We start from the raw sequence: 23,286 nt of genomic DNA on the forward strand, positions 1-23,286 counted from the left end.
TCAGAGTGAACCGACGGGGCCATCAGGGCCTTGATCCAGGTCAGGAAACGTCAAAGGTTTCGGCCACGTCATACATGACCGGCTCAAAACTTCTGCACAATTCGTTGATCTTGCGATTGCGCGCGCGCATCTCGGTCGAGCGCAGCATGGCCAGAAAATCCTCGCGCCGTTCCCATTGCGAATAGTTGGCGATCCGGGTTTGGGCGTCATTCACGTGCAACCCCGCCGATATGAAGCCGGGCTGTTTCGAGATGAACTCGGCATAGGCATCGGTTAGCGCCTCCAACAGGTCCTGACATGTGCCCGGAGACATTTCAAACGTGGTGATGACAGTCTGGACGCTGGCGCTTTTGGATATTATGGGCATCTGGCTTCTCCTTTGACTGGATCAAGCCTAGCACAGGAATTCCGAACGTCGCCCCTTTCCTGTGCTTCTCCAAGCAGTTTAACAAGCCAAGACGGGTGGCCGCCCGTTCCCAGACGACCACCCCAGCGGTTCAGCGCTCCATCCGCATCAGAACCGAGACTTCCCCCCGGACGCTTTCCGACCAGCGCAACCGCACACCATTGCCATTGCTGCCCTGCTCCAGTTCGACATATGGGGCCAGATAGCGGAACGACCCGAAGGCATTTCGCAGCGGCCCAAGTGCGGTCACCGCTTCGCAACTGCGCGCCTTACCGTCAAAGGGCAACTGCCCGCTTGACCAGACCGACCAGGCCGAGGCCACGCTGTTCTGCGAATAGCGGACACGCAGCGGGTTCTGCGCTTTATTGTCGACGCCGTGATAGGTGTTGTTCTGGAAGCTGACATTCACATGCCGGTCCTTATTCAGATCGGCGAAAGTGGTATCCACCCGTTCCGCCCGCTGAATATCGCTGCTACTGGACCGGAATTTGTTGCCCGTCACAGCCAGACCGTTCAGGAAGTGCCCCGGACCATGCGGGCGGATGACGATATAGCTGAACCACGGCGGCGCTTCACTGGAGTAAAAGATGTTGTCCGTGATGCTCATCGCGCTGAACGAATAACCCGAGACATAGGTCGGGTTCGCGTCCCGTTCGTTCGTCCATTCGACAAAGCAGTTATCCACGTAATTTTCGGCAATGGTCGAACTGTTATAGGTTCCGATCATGATCAGGCCAGCCGTGCGGACGCCCTGCGGAATGCTGTCACCCTGAAAGAAGTGGTTGCCCAGAACCATGTTGTTGTCGCCGCCCAGCACCGCAAAATGCTTGAAACGCACAGCCCGGTTGTGCCGCAGCTTCACATCGTTCGAACTGGTGTTCAGCGCAATCGACTTGCGGTCGGTGACGACAAAGGATTCCTCGGATGACAGGAACTGACAATTGTCGATCAGCATGCCCTTGCAGCCGGTCCCGATTGAGGTGATGCCACGATCCAGCGGACGGCTGATGAAGCAATCCGACAGCGAGAATGTGCTGCCCGAAGGGGCCAGTCGGATTGCGCTGCAGCGTCCGTTGCACTGAAATTCGATCTGCTCCATGCCGAATTTGCGCAAGGTGCCGAAGCCACTGAAATCCAACAGGTATTTGAACGAGACAAAGGTGAAGGTCTGGGTGCCCGACGCATCGTAAATCGGCGCGTTCAGGGTGATCTCACCCGCGGCCACATCCTTGGACCGCACGTAAATCTCACGCCCGACGCCGCTGCCCTGCACCAGTGAACCGACCGGGATATTCGCCACATTCACCACATTCGTCAGCCGCTTGGAATCCGACGGATCATAACTCGCGACCGAGGTGAAGGTCTCAGTATCCCAGGCCGAACTGGATTTGACATCGAACTGCCCGTTGCGGATAACCCTGCGCGTCGAAAAGCCCGGCTTGTTCGGCACCGCAGCCGCCATATCAATCGGAGCGGTGACCGAGATTTTGCGACCGCCCAGATCCAGCGATTCATGGTCCGAGTTGTTCAGCAGCGCCTGAAATGCCTTTTTGAACGCCAGTTCCTCGTCACCGAAGGCCGCGATGTAAGCCGCCAGATCAAAATCTCCGGTCAGCAGCAGCATCTTGTCATCGGGCATTGTCACCGTGCCCTCGAAATCCATCTCAGCCGCCATGCTGGTGTTCGCGGCCAGATGATAGGTGCCTTGCGGGACATAAACCCGCCGACCACCCGCAGCCTGATCCGCCGCCTCGAACGCGGCGGAATCGTCCGTGACCCCATCCCCGACAGCCCCGAAATCGCGCACGTCCACAACGCTGATCATCTCGCGCAGGAACACGCCGGTGACATCCGTGATCTCGATATCATCGACACGCACCAAAGCCCCGTTCGCGCCCTCGATATCCAGTCCGAAATGCCCATACAGCACCGCAACACCCCAGGGCATGTCCACACCCGGACGTCGCCCGGACCCCACGATTGCCGTTATCTCATGCACTGTGCCATAGCCGGAAAGTTGGGTAACCTGCCCTTGTTCGATCACGCCCGTCACATGCGCATCCCCGGCCCCACCGGCCCACGCAGCAATACGCACTTGCGGCAGCGGCCCGCTGATCGCCTTGACCCGCGCCTTGATCTGCAGATAGCAGCCGGGGATCAGAGGCGTCTGACCCATATACCGCAGCTTTTGCGTGGCATTGACCTTGAGGATTTCCAGACAGCCGCCAAAATCCGCATCCGCAGGCACAAAAGCCCCGGTGCCCGATCCGTCATAGGTTGGCGTGCCCGGCGTACCATCGCCCGCAGACCAGACGCCCAGACCATTCGCGAAAGCAGGCGGCGTGAACACGATGCCGTCGGTGATTGCCTTGTTCATGAAAAATCCCTTTCTCAATCGCGCCGCCGTTACCTGCAGCACGTTCAAACCCCGTGTTCAGGTCCACCCCGAACGCGAAAATCTGAGTATCGAAAAGGGATTAACCGCCGCTCACAGCACCGTCACGGCGGTGTTGCATCAGGCCGCCGGGTCAGAGTTCCCCAGCAGTTGCACACCATTGATCTTCCAGCCGTTTTCTTGCTGCACCATCTGATAATCCAGAATGTGCACCCGACCGTCACCATCAACGACCATCACCTTCTGCCACAGAAGGCCAGCAACCTCGCGCAGTTCCAGAAACCGCACATCCGCAGGCCGCCAGACCATCGGATAGCCATTGCGCACCATCGTCCCGAAATTTTCGGGGTTGCCGAACAAGCGCTGGATATTTGGGCTGGCAAAGGTAAAGGCGGTGGCAAAATCATCCGCCTTGAACGCCTGTATCTGGGCCGCGATATTGGCCTCAATCTCGGCGCTCTGCGCAAACGCGCCCGAGGCCAGTCCGGCGCTCAGGGATACAGCAAGCAAAAGTCGACGCATGGGGCCACCTCCTGTTGCAAGAGTAGCCCCACGCAGGTTCAGGTCAAATCAGACCAGTTCGCCAGCCAGCGCCTTGTCGATCAGGGCGATGGTTTCAGGCACACCATAAAGCGCAATGAACCCGCCAAAGCGCGGCCCCTGCGAGGCCCCAAGCAGCACTTCGTACAGCGCCGTGAACCAGCCGCGCATCGGATCAAAACGCTCGCGCCCGATGGAATAGACCACCGATTGCAGCGCCTCATCCTCGATGGGCCCGTCATAGGCCTCTAGCGCAGCTTTCAACGCCTCCAGCGCTTCACGTTCCTGATCGGTCGGCGCGCGGTGCTGGCGGGTGGGTTTCACGAAATCGTTGAAGTAGCGCACCGCAAAGCCCGCCGCCTGATCCAGATCGGGGTGCGTCTCGGCCGTGGCCTCGGGCGCATAGCGGCGGATAAAGCCCCACAGCGCCTCTTTGTCCTCGGCTCCAGAAACAGACGCCAGATTCAACAGCATCGCAAAGGGCACCATCAGCGTGGATGCAGGCACATCCCCGCCATGGATATGCCACACCGGATTGTTCAACTGCGCCTTCAACTCCTGCCCCGGATAGGCACGCAACTGCTGGTGATACTCATCGACCGCCTTGGGGATGACATCGAAATACAACCGCTTCGCCGTCTTGGGCTTCTGGTACATGAAATACGACAGGCTTTCCGGCGCGGCATAGGTCAGCCATTCCTCCATCGACAGGCCATTGCCCTTCGATTTCGAAATCTTCTGCCCCTCTTCATCGTTGAACAGCTCATAGCTCAGCGCCTCGGGCGGCTGCTTGCCTAGCGCCCGGCAGATCTTGGACGATTGCGTGACCGAGTCGATCAGGTCCTTACCCGACATCTCATAATCCACGCCCAACGCAGCCCAGCGCATCGCCCAGTCGGGCTTCCACTGCATCTTGACATTGCCGCCGGTGACCGGGATTTCGACCTTCTCGCCATCGGGTTCCTGATAGACGATTGTTCCCTTGGCGACGTTCCGCTCGAGCGTCGGAACCTGCAGAACATGGCCCGTCTTTGGGCTGATCGGCAGAAAGCACGAGTAGGTCTCGCGCCGCTCCGGCCCCAGCGTCGGCAGCATGATCTCCTGAATTTTGTCGAACCGCTCCAGCGCGGTCAGCAGCATCTCGTCGAACCGCCCGTGGGTATAGTAGTCGGCGGCCGAGGCGAACCCGTACTCGAACCCGAAACTGTCCAGAAACTCGCACAGCATCGCGTTGTTGTGCTGCGCAAAGCCCTCATGCGTGCCGAACGGATCGCGCACTTTGGTCAGCGGCAAATGCAGGTCCTGCTTTAGCTCTTCCTGCATCGGCACATTGGTCGGAACCTTGCGGAACCCGTCCATATCGTCCGAGAAACAGATCAGCTTGGTCGGAATATCGCTGATCTGTTCGAACGCATGCCGCACCATCGAGGTCCGCGCCACCTCGCCAAACGTGCCAATATGCGGCAGACCGGACGGGCCATAACCGGTCTGAAACAGCACATACCCTTTTTCCGGCGGTGCCTGTCTGTAACGTTTCAGCACCCGCCGCGCCTCTTCGAAAGGCCAGGCCTTGGACGTCATCGCGGTTTCACGCAGGTCAGACATTTGATTATCAGCTCCATCCGAAAAAACTGCCGATTGCCCCACGCAATCGACCGACCCCTCCTATTGTGCCAGTGCAGCATGAGTCAATGAGCCGAGATATGTTTCCTTCGGACCGGCGTCCGGTTTCATCCACATGCGCCGAAAAACAATGTGTTGAACCTGCCCGCTCTGCCTCATATCTTCCGTCCTCGAACACCCCTATCAAGGACAACGCGATGACCGAGCAAGCACCCCAACCCATGTCCCCGCAGGATTGCCTTGTGGCGATCATGGTTGCGATCTCGGCGTCGGACGAAAACATCCGCACTGCCGAACTGGTCAAGATCGAAGGCGCGGTGAATATGCTGCCGGTTTTCGCCGGGTATGACATCGACCGCACCCGTCGTGTCTCGCAGATCGTGTTTGACCTGTTCGAGCAAGAAGACGGGCTGGATGCCCTGTTCGGTCTGATCCGTGAAAACCTGCCCGAGCGTCTTCATGAAACCGCTTATGCGCTGGCCTGTGACGTGGCTGCCGCCGACGGATCGCTGGCCGAGACCGAACTGCGCCTGCTGGAAGAAATCCGTTACGAGCTCAACATCGACCGCCTGCACGCCGCCGCCATCGAGCGTGGGGCCCGTGCGCGTCACGTGGTCTGAGAACCGCCCTAGCTGCCGTAAAGCGCACCCCAGCGCTCAATCAGCGCGCGCTGCAGCTTGCGAGACCTCCGGTTCCAACTGCGCGCGCCTTCCGGGCGCTCGCGGTGTTCCCGTGGGATGGTCGCGCGGTGGTCCACATCTGCCGTGAAGATGGCAAAGGCCAGTTCCGAGCCGTCCGCCGTTGTCAGGAACCCACCGAGGCCCGATACGAAATTCAGGGTCCCGGTCTTGGCATTGACCTTGATTGGATGATCCCGAACCGCGCGCCCCTGCTTGTCGGTCAGAACAAACGGCTTCAACAACGGACGCAATACCCCGGACTTGCGCGCCGCCACCAGCGCAGACACCAGATCACCCGGCACCATGCGCGAGGCATCGCCCAGCCCCGAATGATCAACCATCGCGATCCGGTTCGCGCCGTAGGTCTCGGCGGCCCACCGGTTCATCTCGGCTGCTGAGTCCTGCAAGTTCTGCGGTGCCGCCCCCCGCGCCTTTGATGCCGCAAGACCCACCATCTCGGCGGTGATATTGGTCGAATACTTGAGCATGCCTTTCAGAATGCTCTTCAGCGGGTCGCTCTCATGCACCACCAGAACCGTACCCTGCGGAGCCTCACGCGTCACCTGAACCCGGCCCAGAACGATGCCGTTTGCCCGCGCCAGCGTGCGGAACACATCCCCCGCATAAAGCGCCGGTTTGCGCACCGGCAGCCAGCGCGCACCGCCATTGCCCAACGCTGCCTTTGCCACGGTCCACCGGTCCTGCCGCGCACTGGGCTGGTAGGTGTAGATCGGCAGACGGCGCGCCTCGACCCGCATGGCTGCCATGTCCACATCCGGCCTGTATTTGGCACTGCGCGCATCCATGGTCACGTCATAGCTGGTGCCGTCGCGTTTCCATTCGAAATGCACGCGGTTGAAATTCAGGGAAATACCGCTGATCGCCGGGCTGTAGCCGACATGATCGGGCTGTCCGGGGTCGATGCTGAACACGTAAGGCAATGCGCCGGAATAGACTTTGAAGGCGCCGCGCACCTCGGTAATCCCGGCCTCACGCAGATTGGCGGCCATGCTGGCCAGCGCGTCCGTGTCCAGCAAAGGGTCGCCCCCGCCCACAAGGATCAAATCGCCTTTCAGGATGCCATTCTCGATCGGGCCGTCGGCCATCAGCTTGGTTTCAAACCGATAATCCGGCCCCAGAACATCTAGCGCATAAAGCGCTGTCAACGCCTTAGCAACGCTGGCAGGCGGCAGGCCCGCTTCGCCGCCAAAGACCTCCAGCTCGGCCCCGGTTTCAACGTCGGCCACCGCAAAAACCACATCGCCTTTCAGCCCTGCGGCCCGAATGAACCGCTCGGCCCCGCTGACCTGTTTGCCGCGCAGCTGGGGGCGCAGGGATTCCAGCGGCGCACCGGCCAATGCCGCGCCGGGGACCACAGACGCCCCCAATCCCGCCAGAAACAAACGACGCGAAATACGATCAACCATGCGCCAATTAAAATCCCACAGATTAAATCCACACAACCATCGCATGAGATTATGCGACCAGTGTGGCTATTCCGGCAACACCCCATCCCCCCAGATGCCGCGATTGCGAAGATCAGTTGAACTGACGTCAACCATCGGCACGTTCACGAAACACCACGCCGGGGCCTGCGCGCGGCCCAGCAACTGCCGCGCCTGTCCGTCGATGCGGTACTGCGCATAGACCCGCGCCGCCGGCGACATCCGGGCCGAAATCCGATCTCCCGGCCGCGCCACAACGCCCACTGGCACGCTGTCCATGATCAGCCGCCAGTCCTTCCACCTGTGGAACTGCGCCAGGTTATCCGCGCCCATCAGCCAGACAAATTGTACCTCCGGGTAGAGCCGCTGCAACGCCGTCAGAGTATCCGCCGTCGCCCGCGTCCCGGTCAGCGCCTCGATATCCGTCACCTCGACCCTGGGGTGCTGCATCACCGCCCGCGCCGCCTCCATCCGCTGCGCCAGCGGAGCAGGCCCCCGTTCCTTCAGAGGATTGCCCGGAGACACCAGCCACCACACCCGATCCAGCCCGAACGCCTTCATCGCCTCAAGCGTCACATGCACATGGCCCCGATGCGGCGGATCGAAAGACCCGCCGAACAGCCCCACGACCTGTCCGGGTCGGGCATATGGGATTTGGAAACGTTCCATCCTTCGCTGATGTTCAGAACTGGCGCGCGTTGTCAATCAACCGGCTGCACGACATCGCCTAGTCGCACTTGTCCCGGATGCACCACCTCGGCACACCACCCGCCATGCCCGCGCACGGCGGAATAGCCACCCTTGCCCAGCGCTTCCTCCATCCGGCTGCAAGGCGCACAGATCACAGTGAACCGCAGAACGGCTTCACCAACCTGCACTTCGCGCCCTTTGAGTGCGGAGAGATTGATCCCCGATACCACCAGATTGCGCCGCAGGATTTCGGGCGAGACCGGCCCGCGTCCCAGATAGCTTCCAATCGCCGCCAAATGCTCCCGCTGGATCAGGGTCACGGCTCGCTTGCCCGCGCTGGCACGGTCGCCCTTGAGGCCGTCAGTAGCGATCAACCCTTCACGGCTTGCCACCATCGCGTTCCGACGGTTCGGTCGCAGACCAATCCACTCCACCCGCCCGGGCTGCGCCCACCCGGCAATCAACTCTGCCAGTTCTGTCAAAACACCCTCCGCCTCTGCCCGGATACCTCTAGGGTAGAAAAAGCCCGCGCCAAATTCACAAAACCACCAGCTTGCCCCGCCCGCCGCGCTCGGATATCCAGCGTTCCAACCCAATTCCCCGACCCAGAGGACGCGACATGGCCGCCTATCAATATGTCTACCACATGCAGGGTGTCTCCAAGACCTATCCCGGTGGCAAGAAGTGCTTTGAAAACATCCACCTGAGCTTTCTGCCCGGCGTGAAAATCGGTGTCGTCGGCGTCAACGGCGCGGGTAAATCGACGCTGATGAAGATCATGGCCGGCCTCGATACCGACTTCACCGGTGAGGCATGGGCCGCCGAGGGTGCCAAGGTCGGTTACCTGCCGCAGGAGCCGCAGTTGGACGAAAGCCTGACCGTCCGCGAAAACGTCATGCTGGGCGTGGCCGCGAAAAAGGCCAAGGTCGACCGGTTCAACGAAATCGCCATGGAGATCGCCGAGAATTACTCGGACGAGTTGATGGAGGAAATGACCACCCTGCAGGACGCCATCGACGCCGAAAACCTCTGGGATCTCGACAGCCAGATCGACGTCTCGATGGAGGCGCTGCGCTGCCCGCCGGACGATTCCAACATCGCCAACCTCTCAGGCGGTGAGAAACGCCGCGTGGCGCTCTGCAAGCTGCTGCTCGAAGCGCCCGACATGCTGCTTCTTGACGAACCGACCAACCACCTGGACGCCGAGACCATCGCCTGGCTGCAACAGCACCTGATCGACTACAAGGGCACCATCCTGATCGTCACCCACGACCGTTATTTTCTGGATGATATTACGGGATGGATTCTCGAACTCGACCGTGGCCGCGGTATTCCGTACGAGGGCAACTATTCCGCATGGCTGGAACAAAAGGCCAAACGGCTTGAGCAGGAAGCCCGCGAGGACAAGTCCAAGCAAAAGACCCTGCAGCGCGAGCTGGAATGGATGCGTCAGGGCCAGAAGGCCCGTCAGGCCAAATCCAAGGCCCGGATCAACGCCTATAACGAACTGGCCGAACAGTCCGAGCGCGAAAAGCTGACCCGTGCCCAGATCGTCATCCCCAACGGCCAGCGCCTCGGCGGCAAGGTGATCGAGGTCGAGGGCCTGTCGAAACACATGGGAGACAAGCAACTGATCGAAGGGCTGGACTTTGCCCTGCCCCCCGGCGGCATCGTCGGCGTCATCGGCCCCAACGGTGCCGGTAAATCGACGCTGTTCAAGATGCTCACCGGTCAGGAGCAGCCCGACAGCGGCACCATCACGCTGGGCGACACGGTCGAGCTGTCCTATGTCGACCAGTCCCGCGATGACCTCAAAGACAACGACACCGTGTGGGAGGCGATCACCGGCGGCGCCGAGATCATCCAGCTGGGCGACGCACAGGTCAATTCCCGCGCCTATTGCTCGTCCTTCAACTTCAAGGGCGGCGATCAGCAGAAAAAGGTCTCGCTGCTATCCGGTGGTGAGCGCAACCGCGTCCACATGGCCCGCCTGCTGAAAGAGGGCGGCAACGTCCTGCTGCTGGATGAGCCGACCAACGACCTCGACGTCGAAACCCTGCGCGCACTGGAAGACGCCCTGGTCGACTTCGCCGGCTGCGCCGTTGTGATCTCGCACGACCGCTTCTTCCTCGACCGCATCTGCACGCATATTCTGGCGTTTGAGGGTGACGCCCATGTGGAATGGTTCGAGGGCAACTTCGAGGACTACGAAGAGGACAAGAAGCGGCGTCTGGGGCCTGATGCGCTGGAGCCTAAGCGGTTGAAGCATAAGAAGTTTGCGCGGTGAGTGAATGAGGAGACGCAACGGATAGCGGTAAATCTTCAATGCATGTTTTTAGAGCAGGATGCGTTCTCCTACTGACCTCAGTTTCAGTCGCAGCCGACCCCAACGATACGGCCGCACAAGAGAAGTACGTGCACTACTTGTCAAGGGATGACATGACGCCAGCAAAGAACCAAGTTCTTGCCGAATGCATGATCGAAAAGCTCTCGACCATCGGCAAAATCAAAACGCGGTGCAGAGATCGCCATGCTCGCTGCCGGGCACAATCCTGTTCATGAAGACTGTCTTAAGAAAGCCGTCGCAGAAGCGCACTAGCATGCGTGATTTCACCTGAAAACGCAGGCTCGCGGGCTTTCAACTGCCACATAACAAGAGGCCGGATCATGGGTCACAACGGTTACGGAACATTTTGGTCTGGCCCATCCCTCGGCCCGCTGGAACAGGCTTGTCTGTTGTCCTTCGTGCGGGCTGGTCAACCGATCACCCTGTATTCCTACGACCTGCATGTGGAGGGCGTCCCGGACGGGGTTACCCTACGCGATGCGGCGCAAATCTTGCCCCTGACAGACGGGCTGGAACGCGTACTCTCCAACCATACAGCCCGCTTTTCCGACCTGTTCCGGCTGAAGATGATGCAGGCAGAGAATCTGGTCTGGGTTGATTGCGATGTCTACCTGTTGAAGCCGGTCACCTTCGAGAACAACCTGATCACCGTTGGCCGTGCGTTTAAGGATGGCACTCGGTTTTTGTGGAACGGCGTCATGTATCTGGACCCGACCTCGGACTTGTTCGCCGACTATCTGTCCCTGGCCAGCGCCGACGCAATCCCGTTCCGTGACGGTTGGGATATCAACGTGGAAACTGGTGTCGACAACAAGTCAGCCCGAGACATGTTCGCCAGATTGGGAGAGGTGAATTTCTTCTCAGACGACCTCCCAAGGAACTTTTTCGGCCCGATTCTGCTGACCCTTTTGGCTTTGGAGCACAAGCAAGCAGAACTGATCCCTCCGTATGTCCACTATCCTTTCGGGGCCCCTAAGCTGCGAAAGAACACTCATGATCCCGTCAGGTTTCCGCTGGCTTACCCGAACCGAAGTGAGACCATTCATTTTTTCGGCTCAATGGTGCGCAAGGCGTGCGGTCGCTACTGGACCCCCGAAACAAAATCCTACGACCGGCTCCCCTCGGGCAGCCTGCTTGAGCAGGCACTCAACGGGACGCTCGCCCGGAACTTCACACAATAAGCCCCATCGCGTGACGCTGGCGAAGGCCCGCCCAGAATTCCCGCGCAGGAAGGGACAAAACCCTCCCGGTTGTTCCACTATACGCCCCTTCGGTCGGATATCTACACCACTCTGGATCGCCCCCGCCTGCCCTAAAACCGCAACGGATTGACAAATAAGGCCAACCAGCCCGATGCCTTTTGCTCGGCGGATTTCCGACCAAAAGCACACGTTGAGCCCTGAAAGCAAAGTGAATTCCGCACAATCCACCCTTGCCACACGCCCTCCTCAATGCCATATCCAAAGAGCATACGTTTTTCTATTTCGACCTGCTGTCTCCTTTTACGGCGCTCAGTCTATCGATACAGACCGACGACGCCAGGCTGCCGCATCCCCGTGGGCAGCACCAAACAGGAGACAACGGACATGCCCGCAGGCACCGTAAAATGGTTCAACACCACCAAAGGCTACGGCTTCATCGCGCCCGAAGAGGGCGGCAAAGACATCTTCGTACACATCTCGGCTGTGGAACGTTCAGGCCTGACCGGTCTGGCTGACAACCAGAAAGTCACGTACGAACTGCGCGCCGGTCGCGATGGTCGCGAAAGCGCCGACAATATCGAGCTTGCATAAGCTTCTGAAAGGGTGAGGGGTTCTCTCACCCTTTTTCGTTTCAACACAATCTGAGTCGCCTCTGGTCGCGACCCGAGTGGCGATCAGAACACATCACTTTTCAGTTATTTCTGCCCTACAATTGACCAAATCAGCTATCATTTTGAAATAGTGCTAAGATTTATTTGATCATTTGAAGGGGTTCGCAATGTTCACTCGCCGAGTATTTCTGGCCGGAACGGCAGCCAGCCTGCTGCCCGGCGTCGCAAGCGCCAAGAAGGCTGTCGAATACGATCCGACACCACAATTCGTGCGGATCAAAAAGCAGTTTGTGCCCGGCCAGCTTTTGGTCGTTCCGCGCTCATTCTACCTGTATTACGTGACCGAGCCGCGAAAGGCGGTCCGCTATGGCTGCGGTGTTGGCAAAGCGGGGCTCGAGTTCACGGGTACCGCGACGATCGACGTCAAAAAGGAATGGCCCACCTGGCGACCGACCCAAGAGATGATCGAGCGTGACCCGGTCGCCTACTCCAAGTTCAAGGACAATGACTATGTCCAGCCCGGCGGGGGCGACAACCCTCTGGGCGCGCGGGCGCTGTATTTGTTCCAGAACGGGGTCGATACTTACTTCCGCATCCACGGAACCACGCAACCGCAAACAATCGGACGCGCCGCGTCAAATGGGTGTATCCGCATGCTGAACGAGCATGTCATAGATCTGTATAACAGAGTTCCAATCGGAACGGTCGTGACGGTCGTCTGACCGGCCCCTCACGGGGCCGTCCAATCCACATCTGTCGCTTCTTCGATCGTCAGCAACCCGTCTGGCCAGGGCTGGGCCAAGGCCTTTGCCTGATCCTCAGACCCCGTAAGCCAGACGTCCACCCCAGCCCGATCCAGCAGAACACCCATGCGATGATGGATCGGTTTCACATCGCCATTCGGCTCACAGGTGACCACCGCGAACTGGTCGACCGTCACCCCGCCCGGAGCCTGCCACCTGTCCGTGATCGCTGCAAAGAATAGAGGCGCGCCATCGGCAGAAGCAATACGCCACGCGGTTTTTCGGCGCTTCTCACCGGTCCATTCGTACCAGCCATCCACGGGAACCACCGCGCGGCCCACGCCCTCAAACGCGGTTTTGTCAAACACGGTCTCCGATCTGGCGTTGATGATGGTCTCCATCACGGGGCGCCCGCGCGCGTTGACCCGCCCCACCGGGATCATGCCCCAGCGCATCGGCACCAGCCCGTCCGAGGTCAGCACCACAACCTCCTGCCCCGGCTGGATGTTCCTGCGCGGCGGCTGTGCGGCAACGGCGAGGGTGCCGAAGATTTCAGCAATCTCAGAAATCGGTCGCGTCAGAAAGAACCGCCCCGGCACAGCTTACTCCCTTTGGCTGGCTTCGCGGGTCAGGTCCAGAACGAAGGGCCCCAGCGCTTCGACAATCCGAGCCACCCCTTCGGCGTTGGGGTGAATGCCGTCAGGCTGCATGAACTGACCAACGGCGTTCGGATCGCCATCTGCGGCCAACCCGTCAAAGAAACCGGGCGCGTACAGGGTCTGAAACGCCTGCGCCAGTTCCGGATACATCACATCGAAGTCCTGCTTGTATTCGACACCATAATTTCCGGGGGCCTGCATCCCAACCAGCAGGACAGCAACATCCTCGGCCTCGGCAGCGGTCAGAATGCTTTCGAGATTTGCCCGAGACACCGCCGGATTGATCCCGCGCAGCAGGTCATTGCCGCCCAGCGCGACGATCATCCCGTCCACCTCGGGCGTCAGCGTCCAGCCGACCCGCGCCGCGCCGCCTGCGGTTGTGTCGCCGGACACGCCCGCGTTGATCAGATGAACCTCCGCACCCTGCGCCTGCAACCAGCGTTCAAGCTGGGGGACAAACCCGTCCTCCTGAACCAGCCCGTAGCCTTGCGTCAGCGAATCCCCCAAAGCGGCAATCACCACGGGTTCGGCTGTGGCCGCAAAACCGCAGCATACAAACAGCCCCGAGATCAAAGTCTTGCGCAAATCTGTAACTGCTCCATATCCCAAATGACCGGTCCTTTTCGGAAAGCTCCATGACGCATCCTGTCCTGACCCTTCAAAATGCCGCATTGTCGCTGGATGGCAATGCCGGTCGGGTGAATATCCTGTATGACATTACTCTGACGGTGAAACATGGGGAAACGCTTGGGCTGGTCGGCCCGTCCGGGTCTGGCAAATCCTCGCTGCTGATGCTGATGGGCGGGCTGGAACAGGCAACCGGTGGCAGCGTGAGCGCGCTGGGTCACGACCTCAGCGGAATGGACGAGGACGATCTGGCCCGTTTTCGCCGCGACCGGATGGGGGTGGTGTTTCAGAATTTCCACCTGATCCCAACCATGACGGCGCTGGAAAACGTGGCCACGCCGCTGGAACTGGCCGGTCACAAGAATGCGTTTGCCCGCGCCGAGGCCGAGCTTGATGCCGTTGGCCTGTCGCACCGGCGCGATCACTATCCGGCGCAGATGTCGGGGGGTGAGCAGCAGCGCACCGCCCTCGCCCGCGCCTCGGCCCCGCGCCCACAAATCCTGTTGGCGGATGAGCCCACAGGGAACCTTGACGAAGCAAACGGCACGGCCATCGTCGATCTGCTGTTCGGGTTGCGGGACAGGCACGGGGCCACGTTGGTTCTGGTCACGCACAGCCACACGCTGGCGGCGCGCTGCGACCGGGTTGTCCGCCTGCGGGATGGGCGCATTGCCGAAGACACCCAGAGCGAGGCGGCGGAATGAGCCTGCAACTGGCCGGGCGGCTGGCCCGGCGCGAGCTGCGCGGCGGCTTGCGCGGGTTTCGCATCTTTCTGGCCTGTCTCGCCCTCGGCGTGGCCGCCATCGCCGCCGTCGGGTCGGTGCGGCACGCAATCCAGACCGGCTTAACCCGCGAAGGCGCGTCGTTGCTAGGCGGCGACGCGCAGATGGAATTCACCTATCGCTTCGCCACCAACGACGAACGCGCATGGATGGATGGCGCAGCTGAACAGGTTTCCGAGGTGGTGGATTTCCGTTCCATGGCCGTTGCGCCCCGCGACACAGGGCCGGAATGGGCACTGACACAGGTGAAAGCTGTGGACGAGGCCTATCCGCTTATCGGAACCGCCACGCTGAACCCGGAGATGCCGTTGCCCGAGGCACTGGCCGGAACCGCTGATCTGCCCGGCGCAGTCATGGATCAGCTGCTCATAGACCGGATGGGTCTTGCCATCGGCGACAGGTTTGCCCTGGGCACGCAGGATTTTGTCCTGATGGCCGCTTTGACAAAGGAACCCGACGGCGCGGCGGACGGATTCGCCCTCGGACCCCGAACGCTGGTGCGAACGCAGGACCTGCAAGCCTCGGGCCTGTTGGAACCCGGCACCCTGTTTTCGACCAAATACAGGCTGGATCTACCGGATGATGCCGAACTCGTCACCCTGTCAGCGCAGGCCAACATCGCGTTTGACGGCACCGGCATGCGCTGGACCGATGCCCGCAACGGCGCGCCGGGGATCACCGAGTTCGTCACCCGGCTCAGCGCGTTTCTGGTGCTGGTCGGCCTGTCCGGTCTGGCGGTCGGCGGCATCGGAGTCTCTGCCGCCGTACGTGCCTACCTGACCCAAAAGACCGAGACCATCGCCACCCTGCGGACCTTGGGGGCAGACCGGGCCACGATCTTCCAGACCTATATGATCCAGATCGGCATCCTGTCGGGCGTCGGCATCATCATCGGGCTGCTGCTGGGCGGGTTTGCGCCTTTGGCTCTGGCCCCGATCCTCGAAAGCCGCCTGCCCGTACCGGCAGTGTTTTCCCTCTACCCCCAACCACTGGCCGAGGCGGCGCTTTATGGTGTGTTAACCGCCTTCCTGTTCACCCTCTGGCCGCTCGCCAGAACCGAGAAGGTCCGCGCCGCCACCCTGTTCCGGGACGCGCTGACCTCGGCCAGCGCCATCCCGCGCGCGACCTTTGTCATCGCGACCGGGGTTGGGCTCACCATCCTGATCGCCTCGGCAGCGTGGTTCAGCGGCTCGACCCGACTGACCCTGTGGACCAGCGGCGGGCTGGCCGGGGCGCTTGTCCTGCTGTCCCTTTCCGCCTTTGCGATCCGCCGCTTTGCCCGGTCCGGGGCGCCATGGGCGCGCGGTCGACCCGCGTTCCGATGGGCGCTGTCGGCCATCTCGGACCCGCGCGAAGGGGCTGGGTCGGTGGTCCTGTCCCTTGGCCTTGGCCTGTCTGTCCTGGCAGCGGTCGGGCAGATCGACGGCACTTTGCGCAACGCAATCTCGGGCAACCTGCCCGAAATCGCCCCGTCCTATTTCTTTGTCGATATCCAAAAGGACCAGATGCCAGGTTTCACCGAACGGCTTGAAACCGACCCCGCCGTCAGCCGCATCGAAAGCGCCCCGATGCTGCGCGGTATCATCACCCAAATCAACGACCGCCCCGCATCTGAAGTGGCGGGCGAGCACTGGGTGTTGGAAGGCGATCGCGGCGTGACCTATTCAGACCGCCCGACTGAGAACACCCGGATCACCGCAGGCAACTGGTGGCCCGAGGACTATACAGGCCCGCCACAAGTCAGCTTCGCCGCCGAAGAGGCCGAAGAAATGGGCCTGAAACTGGGCGACCAACTCACCGTCAACATATTGGGGCGTGATATCACGGCGGAACTGACCTCGCTGCGCGAAGTAGATTTCTCGACGGCGGGCATGGGCTTTATCATGTCGATGAACCCATCCGCACTGGCCGGGGCCCCGCACAGTTTCATCGCCACGGTTTATGCCGAAGAACAGGCCGAGGCCGCCATTCTGCGCGATCTGGCCGGGCAATACCCCAACATCACCGCCATCCGGGTCCGGGACGCCATCGACCGTGTCTCGGGCCTGCTGGCGGGGATTGCGGCGGCCACCTCTTACGGGGCGGGCGTGTCGCTACTGACCGGGTTTCTGGTTCTGATCGGCGCAGCCGCCGCAGGCGAGCCCGCGCGCCGGTACGAGGCCGCCATTCTGAAAACACTCGGGGCCGACCGGCGGCGCATCCTGCTCAGCTTCGCCCTGCGCGCCATCCTGCTTGGGGCCGCCGCCGGATGCGTTGCGCTGTTTGCCGGAATTCTGGGCGGGTGGGCCGTCGCCACCTATATCTTCGACACCAGCTTCTCAGTCATCTGGTCCTCGGCGCTTGGCATCGTCGTGGCCGGGGTTATCGTCACCTTAGGCGCGAGCCTCGTCTTTGCCCTGCGCCCCTTGTCCGTCCGCCCGGCCCGCATTCTGCGCGCCAGCGACTGACCTCAGCGCACGCAAGCGACCGGTTGCAGGATTTTCATCAGGGGATCGTTGTCGCAGATCAGCGCTTCCAGCGTGATATCATCAAGCGAGGCATAAAACACCTCGGCCGCATCCTGCAGGGCCAGCCGCAGACGGCAGGCATCGGTCAGCGGGCAGGTGTTGTCGGCATCCGCAAAACACTCGGCAATCGGAAGGGACCCTTCCACATGCCGGAAAATCGCGCCGATATGGATTTGATCTGCCGGGCGCGCCAGCGACATGCCGCCATTACGGCCGCGCTGCGTGCTCAGGAAATCCAGTTGGCTCAGTTGGTTTATCACCTGCGCCAGGTGGTTCTCAGAGATGTTGCAAACCTCGGCAATCTCGGATTTCGTCACCAGCCGGTCGGGGTGGGCGGCGCAGTACATCAGCAACCGCACGGCAATGTTCGTTCGTTTGGTAATCCGCATGTGGACCTCCCAAAAATCAAGATGCGGCCTTATTGCATGTCAGGGAAAAAACCGGTTTGACATACATCAATTGTACCAAAAGGACGCACCCCCAGATGGCAGACCCCTATTTCTTCGGCTATGGCAGCCTGGTGAATCTGGCGACGCATGACTTCCCCGATCCCAGGCCCGCCCGATTGAAGGGGTGGCGCAGGGCATGGCGGCATACCGACCTGCGCCCGGTAGCCTTTCTGACCGCCATCCCCGATCCAGACTCAGAAATCGAAGGCATGATCGCCCATGTCCCCAAAAACGACTGGGCCGCGCTGGATGAACGGGAATGGGCCTATGACCGCGTCCCTGCGACCGACTCAATCACTCATCCTCTGGCTCATGAGGTTGAAATCGCCGTCTATGCGGTTCCACCCGGCAAACACGCCGAGCCGACAAACTGCCACCCGCTTCTGCTCAGCTATATTGACGTCGTGGTTCAGGGCTATCTGCGCGCCTATGGCCCGGATGGCGCCGACCGCTTCTTTGCCACGACTGACGGCTGGCAGGCCCCGATCCTGAACGACCGCGCCGCCCCCCGCTACCCACGTCACCAACAACTGAACCCCGACGAAACCCGCTTTGTCGACGCCCACCTGACCCGCCTGGACAGCAAGATCGTCCACCAGATTTAACAAAGGGGCAGGCACAGCAGCCCACCCCTTCTTCTGTTCAAAAAATACCTCCGCCGGAGGGTGAGAGGCGTCCCGGAAACTGTCCGGGGGACAGTTTCATCCTCGAACGGGTGGAGCCCCGGTCCGCGCCGCAAGGCGCATTCCCTTACCCCCGCGCGCGGATCACCTGCAGCAAGGGCAGCAGAGCCGCCATCTCCGGCCCCCGCTCCATGCCCGTCAGGGCCTTGCGCAGCGGCATGAAAAGGCCCTTGCCCTTGCGGCCCGTCGCTTCTTTGACAGCTTTGGTCCAGACACCCCAGGTCTCGCCATCGAACGGGCCTTCGGGCAGCAGCGCCACGGCCTCGGCGATGAAGTCGCGATCCTCATCGTCGATCAGAGGATCGGCGCCGTCGCGGCACAGCGCCCACCAGTCCTTGAGGTCCGCCAGCGTGGTGATGTTTTCACGCGCCATCGCCCAGAACGGCTCGGCCAGATCAGCGGGAACGCCGGCATCGGCCACGGCATCCGCCACATCAGCCAGCGGCAGCGTCTGCAGGTGTTTCGCGGTCAGCGGGAACAGGTCCTGTACGTCGAACTTGGTCGGGGCCGCACCAAAGCGGGTGACATCGAACCCCTCGATCAGCTCTGCCATATCCGCGCGCAGCTCGACCGGATCGGACGACCCCAACCGCGCCATCAGGCTCAGCAGCGCCATCGGCTGCACCCCCTGCTCACGCAGATCACGCAGCGCCAGCGTGCCCAGACGTTTCGACAGCGCCTCGCCCTGTGGACCGGTCAGCAGCGAATGGTGTGCAAAGCGCGGGCAAGACCCGCCCAGCGCCTCGATGATCTGGATCTGCGTCGCCGTGTTGGTCACATGGTCCGAGCCACGCACCACATCGGTCACGCCCATCTCGGTATCGTCCACCACCGAAGCAATGGTATAGAGAACCTGACCGTCGCCCCGGATCAGTACCGGATCAGAGACCGAAGCCGCGTCGATCGAGATATCGCCCAGAATTCCATCGGCCCACTCGATCCGCTCATGGTTCAGCTTGAACCGCCACACGCCATTGCCACGCTCGGCGCGCAGCGCGTCTTTCTCGGCATCTGACAAAGCCAGCGCCGCGCGGTCATAGACCGGCGGCTTGCCCATGTTCAGTTGCTTCTTGCGCTTGAGGTCCAGCTCGGTCGGCGTCTCGAACGCCTCATAGAACCGGCCCATCTCGCGCAGCTTGTCCGCAGCATCGGCATAGCGGTCCAGCCGCTCGGACTGGCGTTCAACCCGGTCCCAGTGCAGACCCAGCCACTCCATATCCTGCTTGATCGCGTCGACATATTCTTCCTTCGACCGCTCGGGGTCGGTATCGTCGATGCGCAGGATGAAAGTCCCGCCTGCCTTGCGGGCGATCAGATAGTTCATCAGGGCGGTGCGCAGGTTGCCCACATGGATGTAACCGGTGGGCGACGGGGCGAAACGGGTCGTGGTCATGGGAGTCTCCTGTTGGCGCGGCTCTTGTCACAGGATGGATGAATTGTCCAGCAAATGAGGGAAACCCGCCGGGCGGCGCAGGCCAGGGCTCAGGTCGGCTCGACTGGCCAGTGCGTCTCAAGGTCTTTCAGCCCGGCTCGGATCAGGTCAGAAAGAACATCCAAATCGATATCCGCCAGCTTGTTCACATAGAGACAGGACTTGCCCAGCTTGTGTTTCCCCAACCGGGACAGGATATCTCCGAAATCGGCATAGCCGGGCATGATATAGATCGAATACGCTGCCTTGCGCGGCGAAAACCCGGTGGCCAGAAATTCCCCCTCGCGCCCGGATTTGTAGCGGTAACGGTATTTCCCATACCCGATCATCGATGGGCCCCACATAACAGGTGCATAACCGGTCACTTTGCGGAATAGTGCATCCAGTATGAGTGCCTCGTCCGCTTTGCGCGCGGGTTGTACCGCGCTCAGAAAACGCGCGACACTGCGCCCGGTGGGGACGGTTTTGTTCTCTGATCGCGACATGAACAAAAATTAACACGTAATGTTCATCTACGCAGCCCATGTGTTGCGGGTACAAAGTGGCAGACGACACTGACCGACCTAGTTGAAGTTCTGATGTTCTGACAGGGAGAACCAAAATGACCATCAATTTGACACGCAGAGCGGCGCTTGGCGCTGCAGCAGCCTTGCCCTTCGCTTCGGCCGCCGCCCCGGTTCTGGCTGCGGGGACCGAGACCAAGGCCAATTCGACCATCGCGAAATCCTTCAAGCTTGGCGATTTCACCGTCACCACTCTGCTCGACGGCAGCCTGCCCCGCGACGGCGCGCAGGAGATTTTCGGCGGCGGGGCCTCGGACGAGGATTTCGCCAAGGTGTCGGCAGACAACTTTATCTCGCCCGACGTGGCGCAGTTCTTCTTTACGCCCACGCTGGTCAACACCGGGGCTGAACTGGTTCTGTTCGACACCGGGCTTGGGCAGGGCGGCATTCAGGCGGCGCTGGCGGATGCGGGCGTGACGCCGGATCAGATCGACGTTGTGGTCATCACCCACATGCACCCCGACCATATTGGCGGCATGACCACCAATGACGCAGCAACCTTCCCGAACGCCCGCTATGTCACCGCTGCCCCCGAATATGATTTCTGGGCCGCGCAGGAGGCCGGCAACCGCGTCGGTGATCTGGTGGCCGCCAAGGTCACGCCGCTGGCCGAGAAGATGACCTTTGTCGAAGATGGCAACGACGTTGTATCCGGCGTGACGGCGATGGCGACCTTTGGGCACACGCCAGGCCATATGGTTTATCACCTTGAAAGCAACGGACAGCGCCTGATCCTGACGGCGGATCTGGCCAACCATTATGTCTGGTCCTTCGCGCATCCCGAATGGGAGGTCCGCTTTGACATGGACAAAGCCGCCGCAACCGCCTCGCGCCGCAAGGTGTTGGGACTGCTGGCCGCCGACAAGGTGCCGATGATCGGCTACCACATGCCCTTCCCCGCCGCCGGGTATGTGGAAACGCGCGGCGACGGGTTCCGCTTTGTTCCGGTCAGCTATCAGATGATGGGCTGAGCGGGTTAGTAGCCCGGGTCCGGCCGCACCTCTGAGCCATCCGTGAAACGGGACAGGCGGAAGGCGGCCGGATCAACACAAGGTGTTGCCCCCGTCACCAGATCAGCCATCAACCGGCCCGCTCCGGGGCCGATGCCAAAGCCGTGTCCCGAGAATCCGGTTGCGATGAACATACCCGGCAGCGAATCCACGCCCGAGATCACCGGTATCGCATCCGGGGTGACGTCGATCATACCCGCCCAGCTTTGCACGATTTCAGCCTGTTCCAGCGCGGGAAAGCCCTTGCGCGCTTTGGCCCATGTTTTGCGCAGAATCTTCTGCGACGGCTCGGGGTCCAGCACCCGGCACTGTTCGAAAGGGGTCACGTCGGTAGGCAGCCACGACCTGTCCTCGCGCGCCTCGACCAGCCAGCGTTTGGACAGGCGGAAGCGGAGCGATCTCCATTCCTGAGCGAACGCGGGCAGGAATTGCCGGGCCAGCCGGAAACTGTCGGGCACCAGATCCACCGTATTTTCGTGGCCCGAGGCAATCGTGTAGCCGCCGTCCGCCCGTTTTCGGATGGCAAAACCGTCTGACCATAGCGCAGTCTCGGGACCATTCCCGGCGGGTGATGTGCGCATCACCGTGTTCAGCACCTTTAGCTGCGGCAGGTCGATCCCCGCGTTTCCGGCAAACAGGCGCGACCACGCGCCCCCGGCCAGAACAACGCCTGCGCAGGACACCCGCCCGCGCTCGGTAAAGACCCCGGCGATGCGGCCCGCCTGCATGTCGACGCTGCGCGCGGCGCAATTGGTCATGACCACAGCGCCCCTGTCGCGGGCTCCTTCCGCAATGGCGGGCGCGGCCCATTGCGGCTCAGCCCGGCCATCCTGCGGCATGTAGAGCGCGCATTCGAACGCGTCCTGATGATCCGGTAAGAGGGCGTTTAGTTCATCACCCGAAACGATCCGCGCACCGGTCTGCAACCCTTCGACATTGCGCAGCCAACGATCCAGGTTTCCAGCGGACCGGCCACCGGAGGCCCCGAACAGAATGCCGGATTGTGTGTATCCCGTATGGCGACCCAGACGGACATCCAACCCCTGCCAGATGCCCAAAGACTCTTGCATCAGCGGAATCTCACGCGGATCGCGCATTCCCAGCCGCACCCATCCCCAATTGCGGGAACTTTGCTCGCCCGCGATCTGGCCCTTTTCGCACAGCAGCACCGAGAGCCCCCGTTCCGCCAGTTCAAGCGCCGTCGAGGCTCCGATGATGCCGCCGCCGATCACGACGACATCCACCGTTTTGGGCAAAGACAGGTCAGATTCTACGGGGGTCGGTTTGGGACCGGGCATCAACGGCTCTTACTCAATCGCTCGGACCGCTATGGAGGCGCAGGAACCGGATGCAAGCAACTGGTTTGGCGGGTTACCGCGACGATTGTCGGAACCTGTGGCCAACGTGCAAAAGCCCGGGCCAAGACTTGGGCCCGGGCTGACTTTGGGTTTGGTCAGGTACTTAGGCTGCGCCCGAGAATTCCGCCCACTTCTGGCGCAGGACTGCCGAAAGTCCGGCATCCTTATGCGCGTCCAGCGCCGTCACGTCTTCCTGCGACTTCAGGTCCGGGAATTCGGGCCGGCGGATGGGCTCGACCTTGTTATCCACCGAAGGCTCTTGTTTCAGCATATCCGCGATGGCCGCATCCAGCTTTGCTTCATCCAGCTCCTGCGCCGGAGATTCCATCGTCTTGTACTTCAATGGCCCGTGAAGGGTCTTGTCGTATTCCTCGTACATTTTAACACCAAACCGTTAACTCAGATAAACAGCCCCGGGGTGCTTCACAGTCAGATCAGCTTTCGCCAATGTTCTGCAACTTAGCAGCCTTGCGTCACACCCACCCCACATGAGGCAACTTCCAAGCATAAATGTGGCGGAAAAATGTCAGTCAA

23 protein-coding genes are annotated in these 23,286 nt (G+C 61.2%); 9 read left to right on the forward strand and 14 right to left on the reverse strand.

Annotated features, from left to right (window positions below):
• Positions 1 to 40: 40 nt before the first annotated feature.
• The 4 genes from ACR0NJ_RS13005 to ACR0NJ_RS13020 all read right to left on the reverse strand — a co-directional run bounded on the left by ACR0NJ_RS13005 (position 41) and on the right by ACR0NJ_RS13020 (position 4,946).
• Positions 41 to 367, reverse strand: a complete 327-nt coding sequence (locus ACR0NJ_RS13005) for an antibiotic biosynthesis monooxygenase family protein (protein WP_480817562.1) — start codon at positions 365 to 367, stop codon at positions 41 to 43.
• A 130-nt stretch (positions 368 to 497) separates the two neighbouring features.
• Complete coding sequence (locus ACR0NJ_RS13010; RefSeq protein WP_480817563.1) at positions 498 to 2,783, reverse strand: glycosyl hydrolase family 28-related protein; 2,286 nt, start codon at positions 2,781 to 2,783, stop codon at positions 498 to 500.
• Between the two features lie 138 nt (positions 2,784 to 2,921).
• The gene (locus tag ACR0NJ_RS13015) at positions 2,922 to 3,323 is read right to left on the reverse strand and encodes a DUF4864 domain-containing protein (RefSeq protein WP_480817564.1); all 402 of its coding nucleotides are present in this window, start codon (positions 3,321 to 3,323) and stop codon (positions 2,922 to 2,924) included.
• A 48-nt stretch (positions 3,324 to 3,371) separates the two neighbouring features.
• The gene (locus ACR0NJ_RS13020) at positions 3,372 to 4,946 is read right to left on the reverse strand and encodes a lysine--tRNA ligase (protein WP_480817565.1); all 1,575 of its coding nucleotides are present in this window, start codon (positions 4,944 to 4,946) and stop codon (positions 3,372 to 3,374) included.
• Between the two features lie 215 nt (positions 4,947 to 5,161).
• Here ACR0NJ_RS13020 and ACR0NJ_RS13025 point away from each other — a divergent pair, with 215 nt between their 5' ends.
• Complete coding sequence (locus ACR0NJ_RS13025; protein ID WP_480817566.1) at positions 5,162 to 5,584, forward strand: tellurite resistance TerB family protein; 423 nt, start codon at positions 5,162 to 5,164, stop codon at positions 5,582 to 5,584.
• 8 nt (positions 5,585 to 5,592) lie between these two features.
• Here ACR0NJ_RS13025 and dacB read toward each other — a convergent pair whose 3' ends face one another.
• From dacB to ACR0NJ_RS13040, 3 genes are all read right to left on the reverse strand, one after another.
• Positions 5,593 to 7,071 carry a D-alanyl-D-alanine carboxypeptidase/D-alanyl-D-alanine endopeptidase gene (gene dacB, locus ACR0NJ_RS13030; protein ID WP_480817567.1) on the reverse strand — a complete coding sequence of 493 codons (1,479 nt, stop codon included), beginning with the start codon at positions 7,069 to 7,071 and terminating at the stop codon, positions 5,593 to 5,595.
• Between the two features lie 66 nt (positions 7,072 to 7,137).
• Positions 7,138 to 7,758 carry a nicotinate-nucleotide adenylyltransferase gene (locus tag ACR0NJ_RS13035; RefSeq protein ID WP_480817568.1) on the reverse strand — a complete coding sequence of 207 codons (621 nt, stop codon included), beginning with the start codon at positions 7,756 to 7,758 and terminating at the stop codon, positions 7,138 to 7,140.
• Positions 7,759 to 7,790: 32 nt separating this feature from the next.
• Positions 7,791 to 8,261, reverse strand: coding sequence for an MOSC domain-containing protein (locus ACR0NJ_RS13040; RefSeq protein WP_480817569.1), 471 nt, complete (start codon positions 8,259 to 8,261; stop codon positions 7,791 to 7,793).
• A 137-nt stretch (positions 8,262 to 8,398) separates the two neighbouring features.
• Between ACR0NJ_RS13040 and ettA the strand changes: the two genes are divergently transcribed.
• The 4 genes from ettA to ACR0NJ_RS13060 all read left to right on the forward strand — a co-directional run bounded on the left by ettA (position 8,399) and on the right by ACR0NJ_RS13060 (position 12,661).
• Positions 8,399 to 10,066, forward strand: a complete 1,668-nt coding sequence (gene ettA, locus ACR0NJ_RS13045; protein ID WP_480817570.1) for an energy-dependent translational throttle protein EttA — start codon at positions 8,399 to 8,401, stop codon at positions 10,064 to 10,066.
• Between the two features lie 380 nt (positions 10,067 to 10,446).
• On the forward strand, positions 10,447 to 11,307 hold the full coding sequence (locus ACR0NJ_RS13050) for a hypothetical protein (RefSeq protein WP_480817571.1): 861 nt from the start codon (positions 10,447 to 10,449) through the stop codon (positions 11,305 to 11,307).
• Between the two features lie 405 nt (positions 11,308 to 11,712).
• Positions 11,713 to 11,919, forward strand: a complete 207-nt coding sequence (locus ACR0NJ_RS13055) for a cold-shock protein (RefSeq protein WP_480614380.1) — start codon at positions 11,713 to 11,715, stop codon at positions 11,917 to 11,919.
• 187 nt (positions 11,920 to 12,106) lie between these two features.
• Positions 12,107 to 12,661, forward strand: coding sequence for a L,D-transpeptidase (locus tag ACR0NJ_RS13060; protein ID WP_480817572.1), 555 nt, complete (start codon positions 12,107 to 12,109; stop codon positions 12,659 to 12,661).
• 8 nt (positions 12,662 to 12,669) lie between these two features.
• Here the strand turns inward: ACR0NJ_RS13060 and ACR0NJ_RS13065 are convergent, their stop codons facing one another.
• Together ACR0NJ_RS13065 and ACR0NJ_RS13070 are read right to left on the reverse strand one after the other, a co-directional pair.
• On the reverse strand, positions 12,670 to 13,281 hold the full coding sequence (locus tag ACR0NJ_RS13065) for an SOS response-associated peptidase (RefSeq protein WP_480817573.1): 612 nt from the start codon (positions 13,279 to 13,281) through the stop codon (positions 12,670 to 12,672).
• A gap of 3 nt (positions 13,282 to 13,284) precedes the next feature.
• Positions 13,285 to 13,926, reverse strand: a complete 642-nt coding sequence (locus tag ACR0NJ_RS13070) for an arylesterase (protein ID WP_480817574.1) — start codon at positions 13,924 to 13,926, stop codon at positions 13,285 to 13,287.
• 50 nt (positions 13,927 to 13,976) lie between these two features.
• Here ACR0NJ_RS13070 and ACR0NJ_RS13075 point away from each other — a divergent pair, with 50 nt between their 5' ends.
• Together ACR0NJ_RS13075 and ACR0NJ_RS13080 are read left to right on the forward strand one after the other, a co-directional pair.
• A complete protein-coding gene (locus ACR0NJ_RS13075; protein WP_480817575.1) occupies positions 13,977 to 14,672 on the forward strand; it encodes an ABC transporter ATP-binding protein in 696 nt (231 codons plus the stop codon).
• Positions 14,669 to 17,197, forward strand: coding sequence for an ABC transporter permease (locus ACR0NJ_RS13080; RefSeq protein ID WP_480817576.1), 2,529 nt, complete (start codon positions 14,669 to 14,671; stop codon positions 17,195 to 17,197). Before ACR0NJ_RS13075 ends, ACR0NJ_RS13080 begins: the two co-directional genes overlap by 4 nt.
• A 2-nt stretch (positions 17,198 to 17,199) precedes the next feature.
• Here the strand turns inward: ACR0NJ_RS13080 and ACR0NJ_RS13085 are convergent, their stop codons facing one another.
• On the reverse strand, positions 17,200 to 17,646 hold the full coding sequence (locus ACR0NJ_RS13085) for an RrF2 family transcriptional regulator (RefSeq protein WP_480817577.1): 447 nt from the start codon (positions 17,644 to 17,646) through the stop codon (positions 17,200 to 17,202).
• 95 nt (positions 17,647 to 17,741) lie between these two features.
• Here ACR0NJ_RS13085 and ACR0NJ_RS13090 point away from each other — a divergent pair, with 95 nt between their 5' ends.
• A complete protein-coding gene (locus ACR0NJ_RS13090; RefSeq protein WP_480817578.1) occupies positions 17,742 to 18,311 on the forward strand; it encodes a gamma-glutamylcyclotransferase family protein in 570 nt (189 codons plus the stop codon).
• Between the two features lie 145 nt (positions 18,312 to 18,456).
• On the opposite strand, the gene gltX is transcribed toward ACR0NJ_RS13090, so the two are convergent.
• Both gltX and ACR0NJ_RS13100 read right to left on the reverse strand, forming a co-directional pair.
• On the reverse strand, positions 18,457 to 19,782 hold the full coding sequence (gltX, locus tag ACR0NJ_RS13095; protein WP_480817579.1) for a glutamate--tRNA ligase: 1,326 nt from the start codon (positions 19,780 to 19,782) through the stop codon (positions 18,457 to 18,459).
• Positions 19,783 to 19,871: 89 nt separating this feature from the next.
• Positions 19,872 to 20,306: a DUF1801 domain-containing protein gene (locus ACR0NJ_RS13100; RefSeq protein WP_480817580.1), complete on the reverse strand. Its 435-nt coding sequence runs from the start codon at positions 20,304 to 20,306 to the stop codon at positions 19,872 to 19,874.
• A 116-nt stretch (positions 20,307 to 20,422) separates the two neighbouring features.
• Here ACR0NJ_RS13100 and ACR0NJ_RS13105 point away from each other — a divergent pair, with 116 nt between their 5' ends.
• Complete coding sequence (locus tag ACR0NJ_RS13105) at positions 20,423 to 21,355, forward strand: MBL fold metallo-hydrolase (protein ID WP_480817581.1); 933 nt, start codon at positions 20,423 to 20,425, stop codon at positions 21,353 to 21,355.
• A gap of 5 nt (positions 21,356 to 21,360) precedes the next feature.
• Here the strand turns inward: ACR0NJ_RS13105 and ACR0NJ_RS13110 are convergent, their stop codons facing one another.
• Positions 21,361 to 22,692 (reverse strand): NAD(P)/FAD-dependent oxidoreductase, encoded by a 1,332-nt coding sequence (locus ACR0NJ_RS13110; protein WP_480817582.1) that lies wholly within the window; start codon positions 22,690 to 22,692, stop codon positions 21,361 to 21,363.
• Between the two features lie 163 nt (positions 22,693 to 22,855).
• On the reverse strand, positions 22,856 to 23,131 hold the full coding sequence (locus ACR0NJ_RS13115; protein WP_480817583.1) for a hypothetical protein: 276 nt from the start codon (positions 23,129 to 23,131) through the stop codon (positions 22,856 to 22,858).
• Positions 23,132 to 23,286 lie beyond the last annotated feature (155 nt).

The sequence above is a fragment of the Ruegeria sp. F11 genome (assembly GCF_056533855.1).

Excerpts from the sequence above, each read along its gene's own strand:
- ACR0NJ_RS13005 (WP_480817562.1), bottom strand. The coding sequence starts at position 367 with ATGCCCATAATATCCAAAAGCGCCAGCGTCCAGACTGTCATCACCACG.
- ACR0NJ_RS13025 (WP_480817566.1), top strand. The coding sequence starts at position 5,162 with ATGACCGAGCAAGCACCCCAACCCATGTCCCCGCAGGATTGCCTTGTG.
- ACR0NJ_RS13080 (WP_480817576.1), top strand. The coding sequence starts at position 14,669 with ATGAGCCTGCAACTGGCCGGGCGGCTGGCCCGGCGCGAGCTGCGCGGC.
- ACR0NJ_RS13060 (WP_480817572.1), top strand. The coding sequence starts at position 12,107 with ATGTTCACTCGCCGAGTATTTCTGGCCGGAACGGCAGCCAGCCTGCTG.
- ACR0NJ_RS13055 (WP_480614380.1), top strand. The coding sequence starts at position 11,713 with ATGCCCGCAGGCACCGTAAAATGGTTCAACACCACCAAAGGCTACGGC.
- ACR0NJ_RS13100 (WP_480817580.1), bottom strand. The coding sequence starts at position 20,306 with ATGTCGCGATCAGAGAACAAAACCGTCCCCACCGGGCGCAGTGTCGCG.
- ACR0NJ_RS13015 (WP_480817564.1), bottom strand. The coding sequence starts at position 3,323 with ATGCGTCGACTTTTGCTTGCTGTATCCCTGAGCGCCGGACTGGCCTCG.
- ettA (WP_480817570.1), top strand. The coding sequence starts at position 8,399 with ATGGCCGCCTATCAATATGTCTACCACATGCAGGGTGTCTCCAAGACC.
- ACR0NJ_RS13085 (WP_480817577.1), bottom strand. The coding sequence starts at position 17,646 with ATGCGGATTACCAAACGAACGAACATTGCCGTGCGGTTGCTGATGTAC.
- ACR0NJ_RS13090 (WP_480817578.1), top strand. The coding sequence starts at position 17,742 with ATGGCAGACCCCTATTTCTTCGGCTATGGCAGCCTGGTGAATCTGGCG.
- ACR0NJ_RS13050 (WP_480817571.1), top strand. The coding sequence starts at position 10,447 with ATGGGTCACAACGGTTACGGAACATTTTGGTCTGGCCCATCCCTCGGC.
- ACR0NJ_RS13020 (WP_480817565.1), bottom strand. The coding sequence starts at position 4,946 with ATGTCTGACCTGCGTGAAACCGCGATGACGTCCAAGGCCTGGCCTTTC.
- ACR0NJ_RS13075 (WP_480817575.1), top strand. The coding sequence starts at position 13,977 with ATGACGCATCCTGTCCTGACCCTTCAAAATGCCGCATTGTCGCTGGAT.
- dacB (WP_480817567.1), bottom strand. The coding sequence starts at position 7,071 with ATGGTTGATCGTATTTCGCGTCGTTTGTTTCTGGCGGGATTGGGGGCG.
- ACR0NJ_RS13010 (WP_480817563.1), bottom strand. The coding sequence starts at position 2,783 with ATGAACAAGGCAATCACCGACGGCATCGTGTTCACGCCGCCTGCTTTC.
- ACR0NJ_RS13110 (WP_480817582.1), bottom strand. The coding sequence starts at position 22,692 with ATGCCCGGTCCCAAACCGACCCCCGTAGAATCTGACCTGTCTTTGCCC.
- gltX (WP_480817579.1), bottom strand. The coding sequence starts at position 19,782 with ATGACCACGACCCGTTTCGCCCCGTCGCCCACCGGTTACATCCATGTG.
- ACR0NJ_RS13035 (WP_480817568.1), bottom strand. The coding sequence starts at position 7,758 with ATGGAACGTTTCCAAATCCCATATGCCCGACCCGGACAGGTCGTGGGG.
- ACR0NJ_RS13115 (WP_480817583.1), bottom strand. The coding sequence starts at position 23,131 with ATGTACGAGGAATACGACAAGACCCTTCACGGGCCATTGAAGTACAAG.
- ACR0NJ_RS13105 (WP_480817581.1), top strand. The coding sequence starts at position 20,423 with ATGACCATCAATTTGACACGCAGAGCGGCGCTTGGCGCTGCAGCAGCC.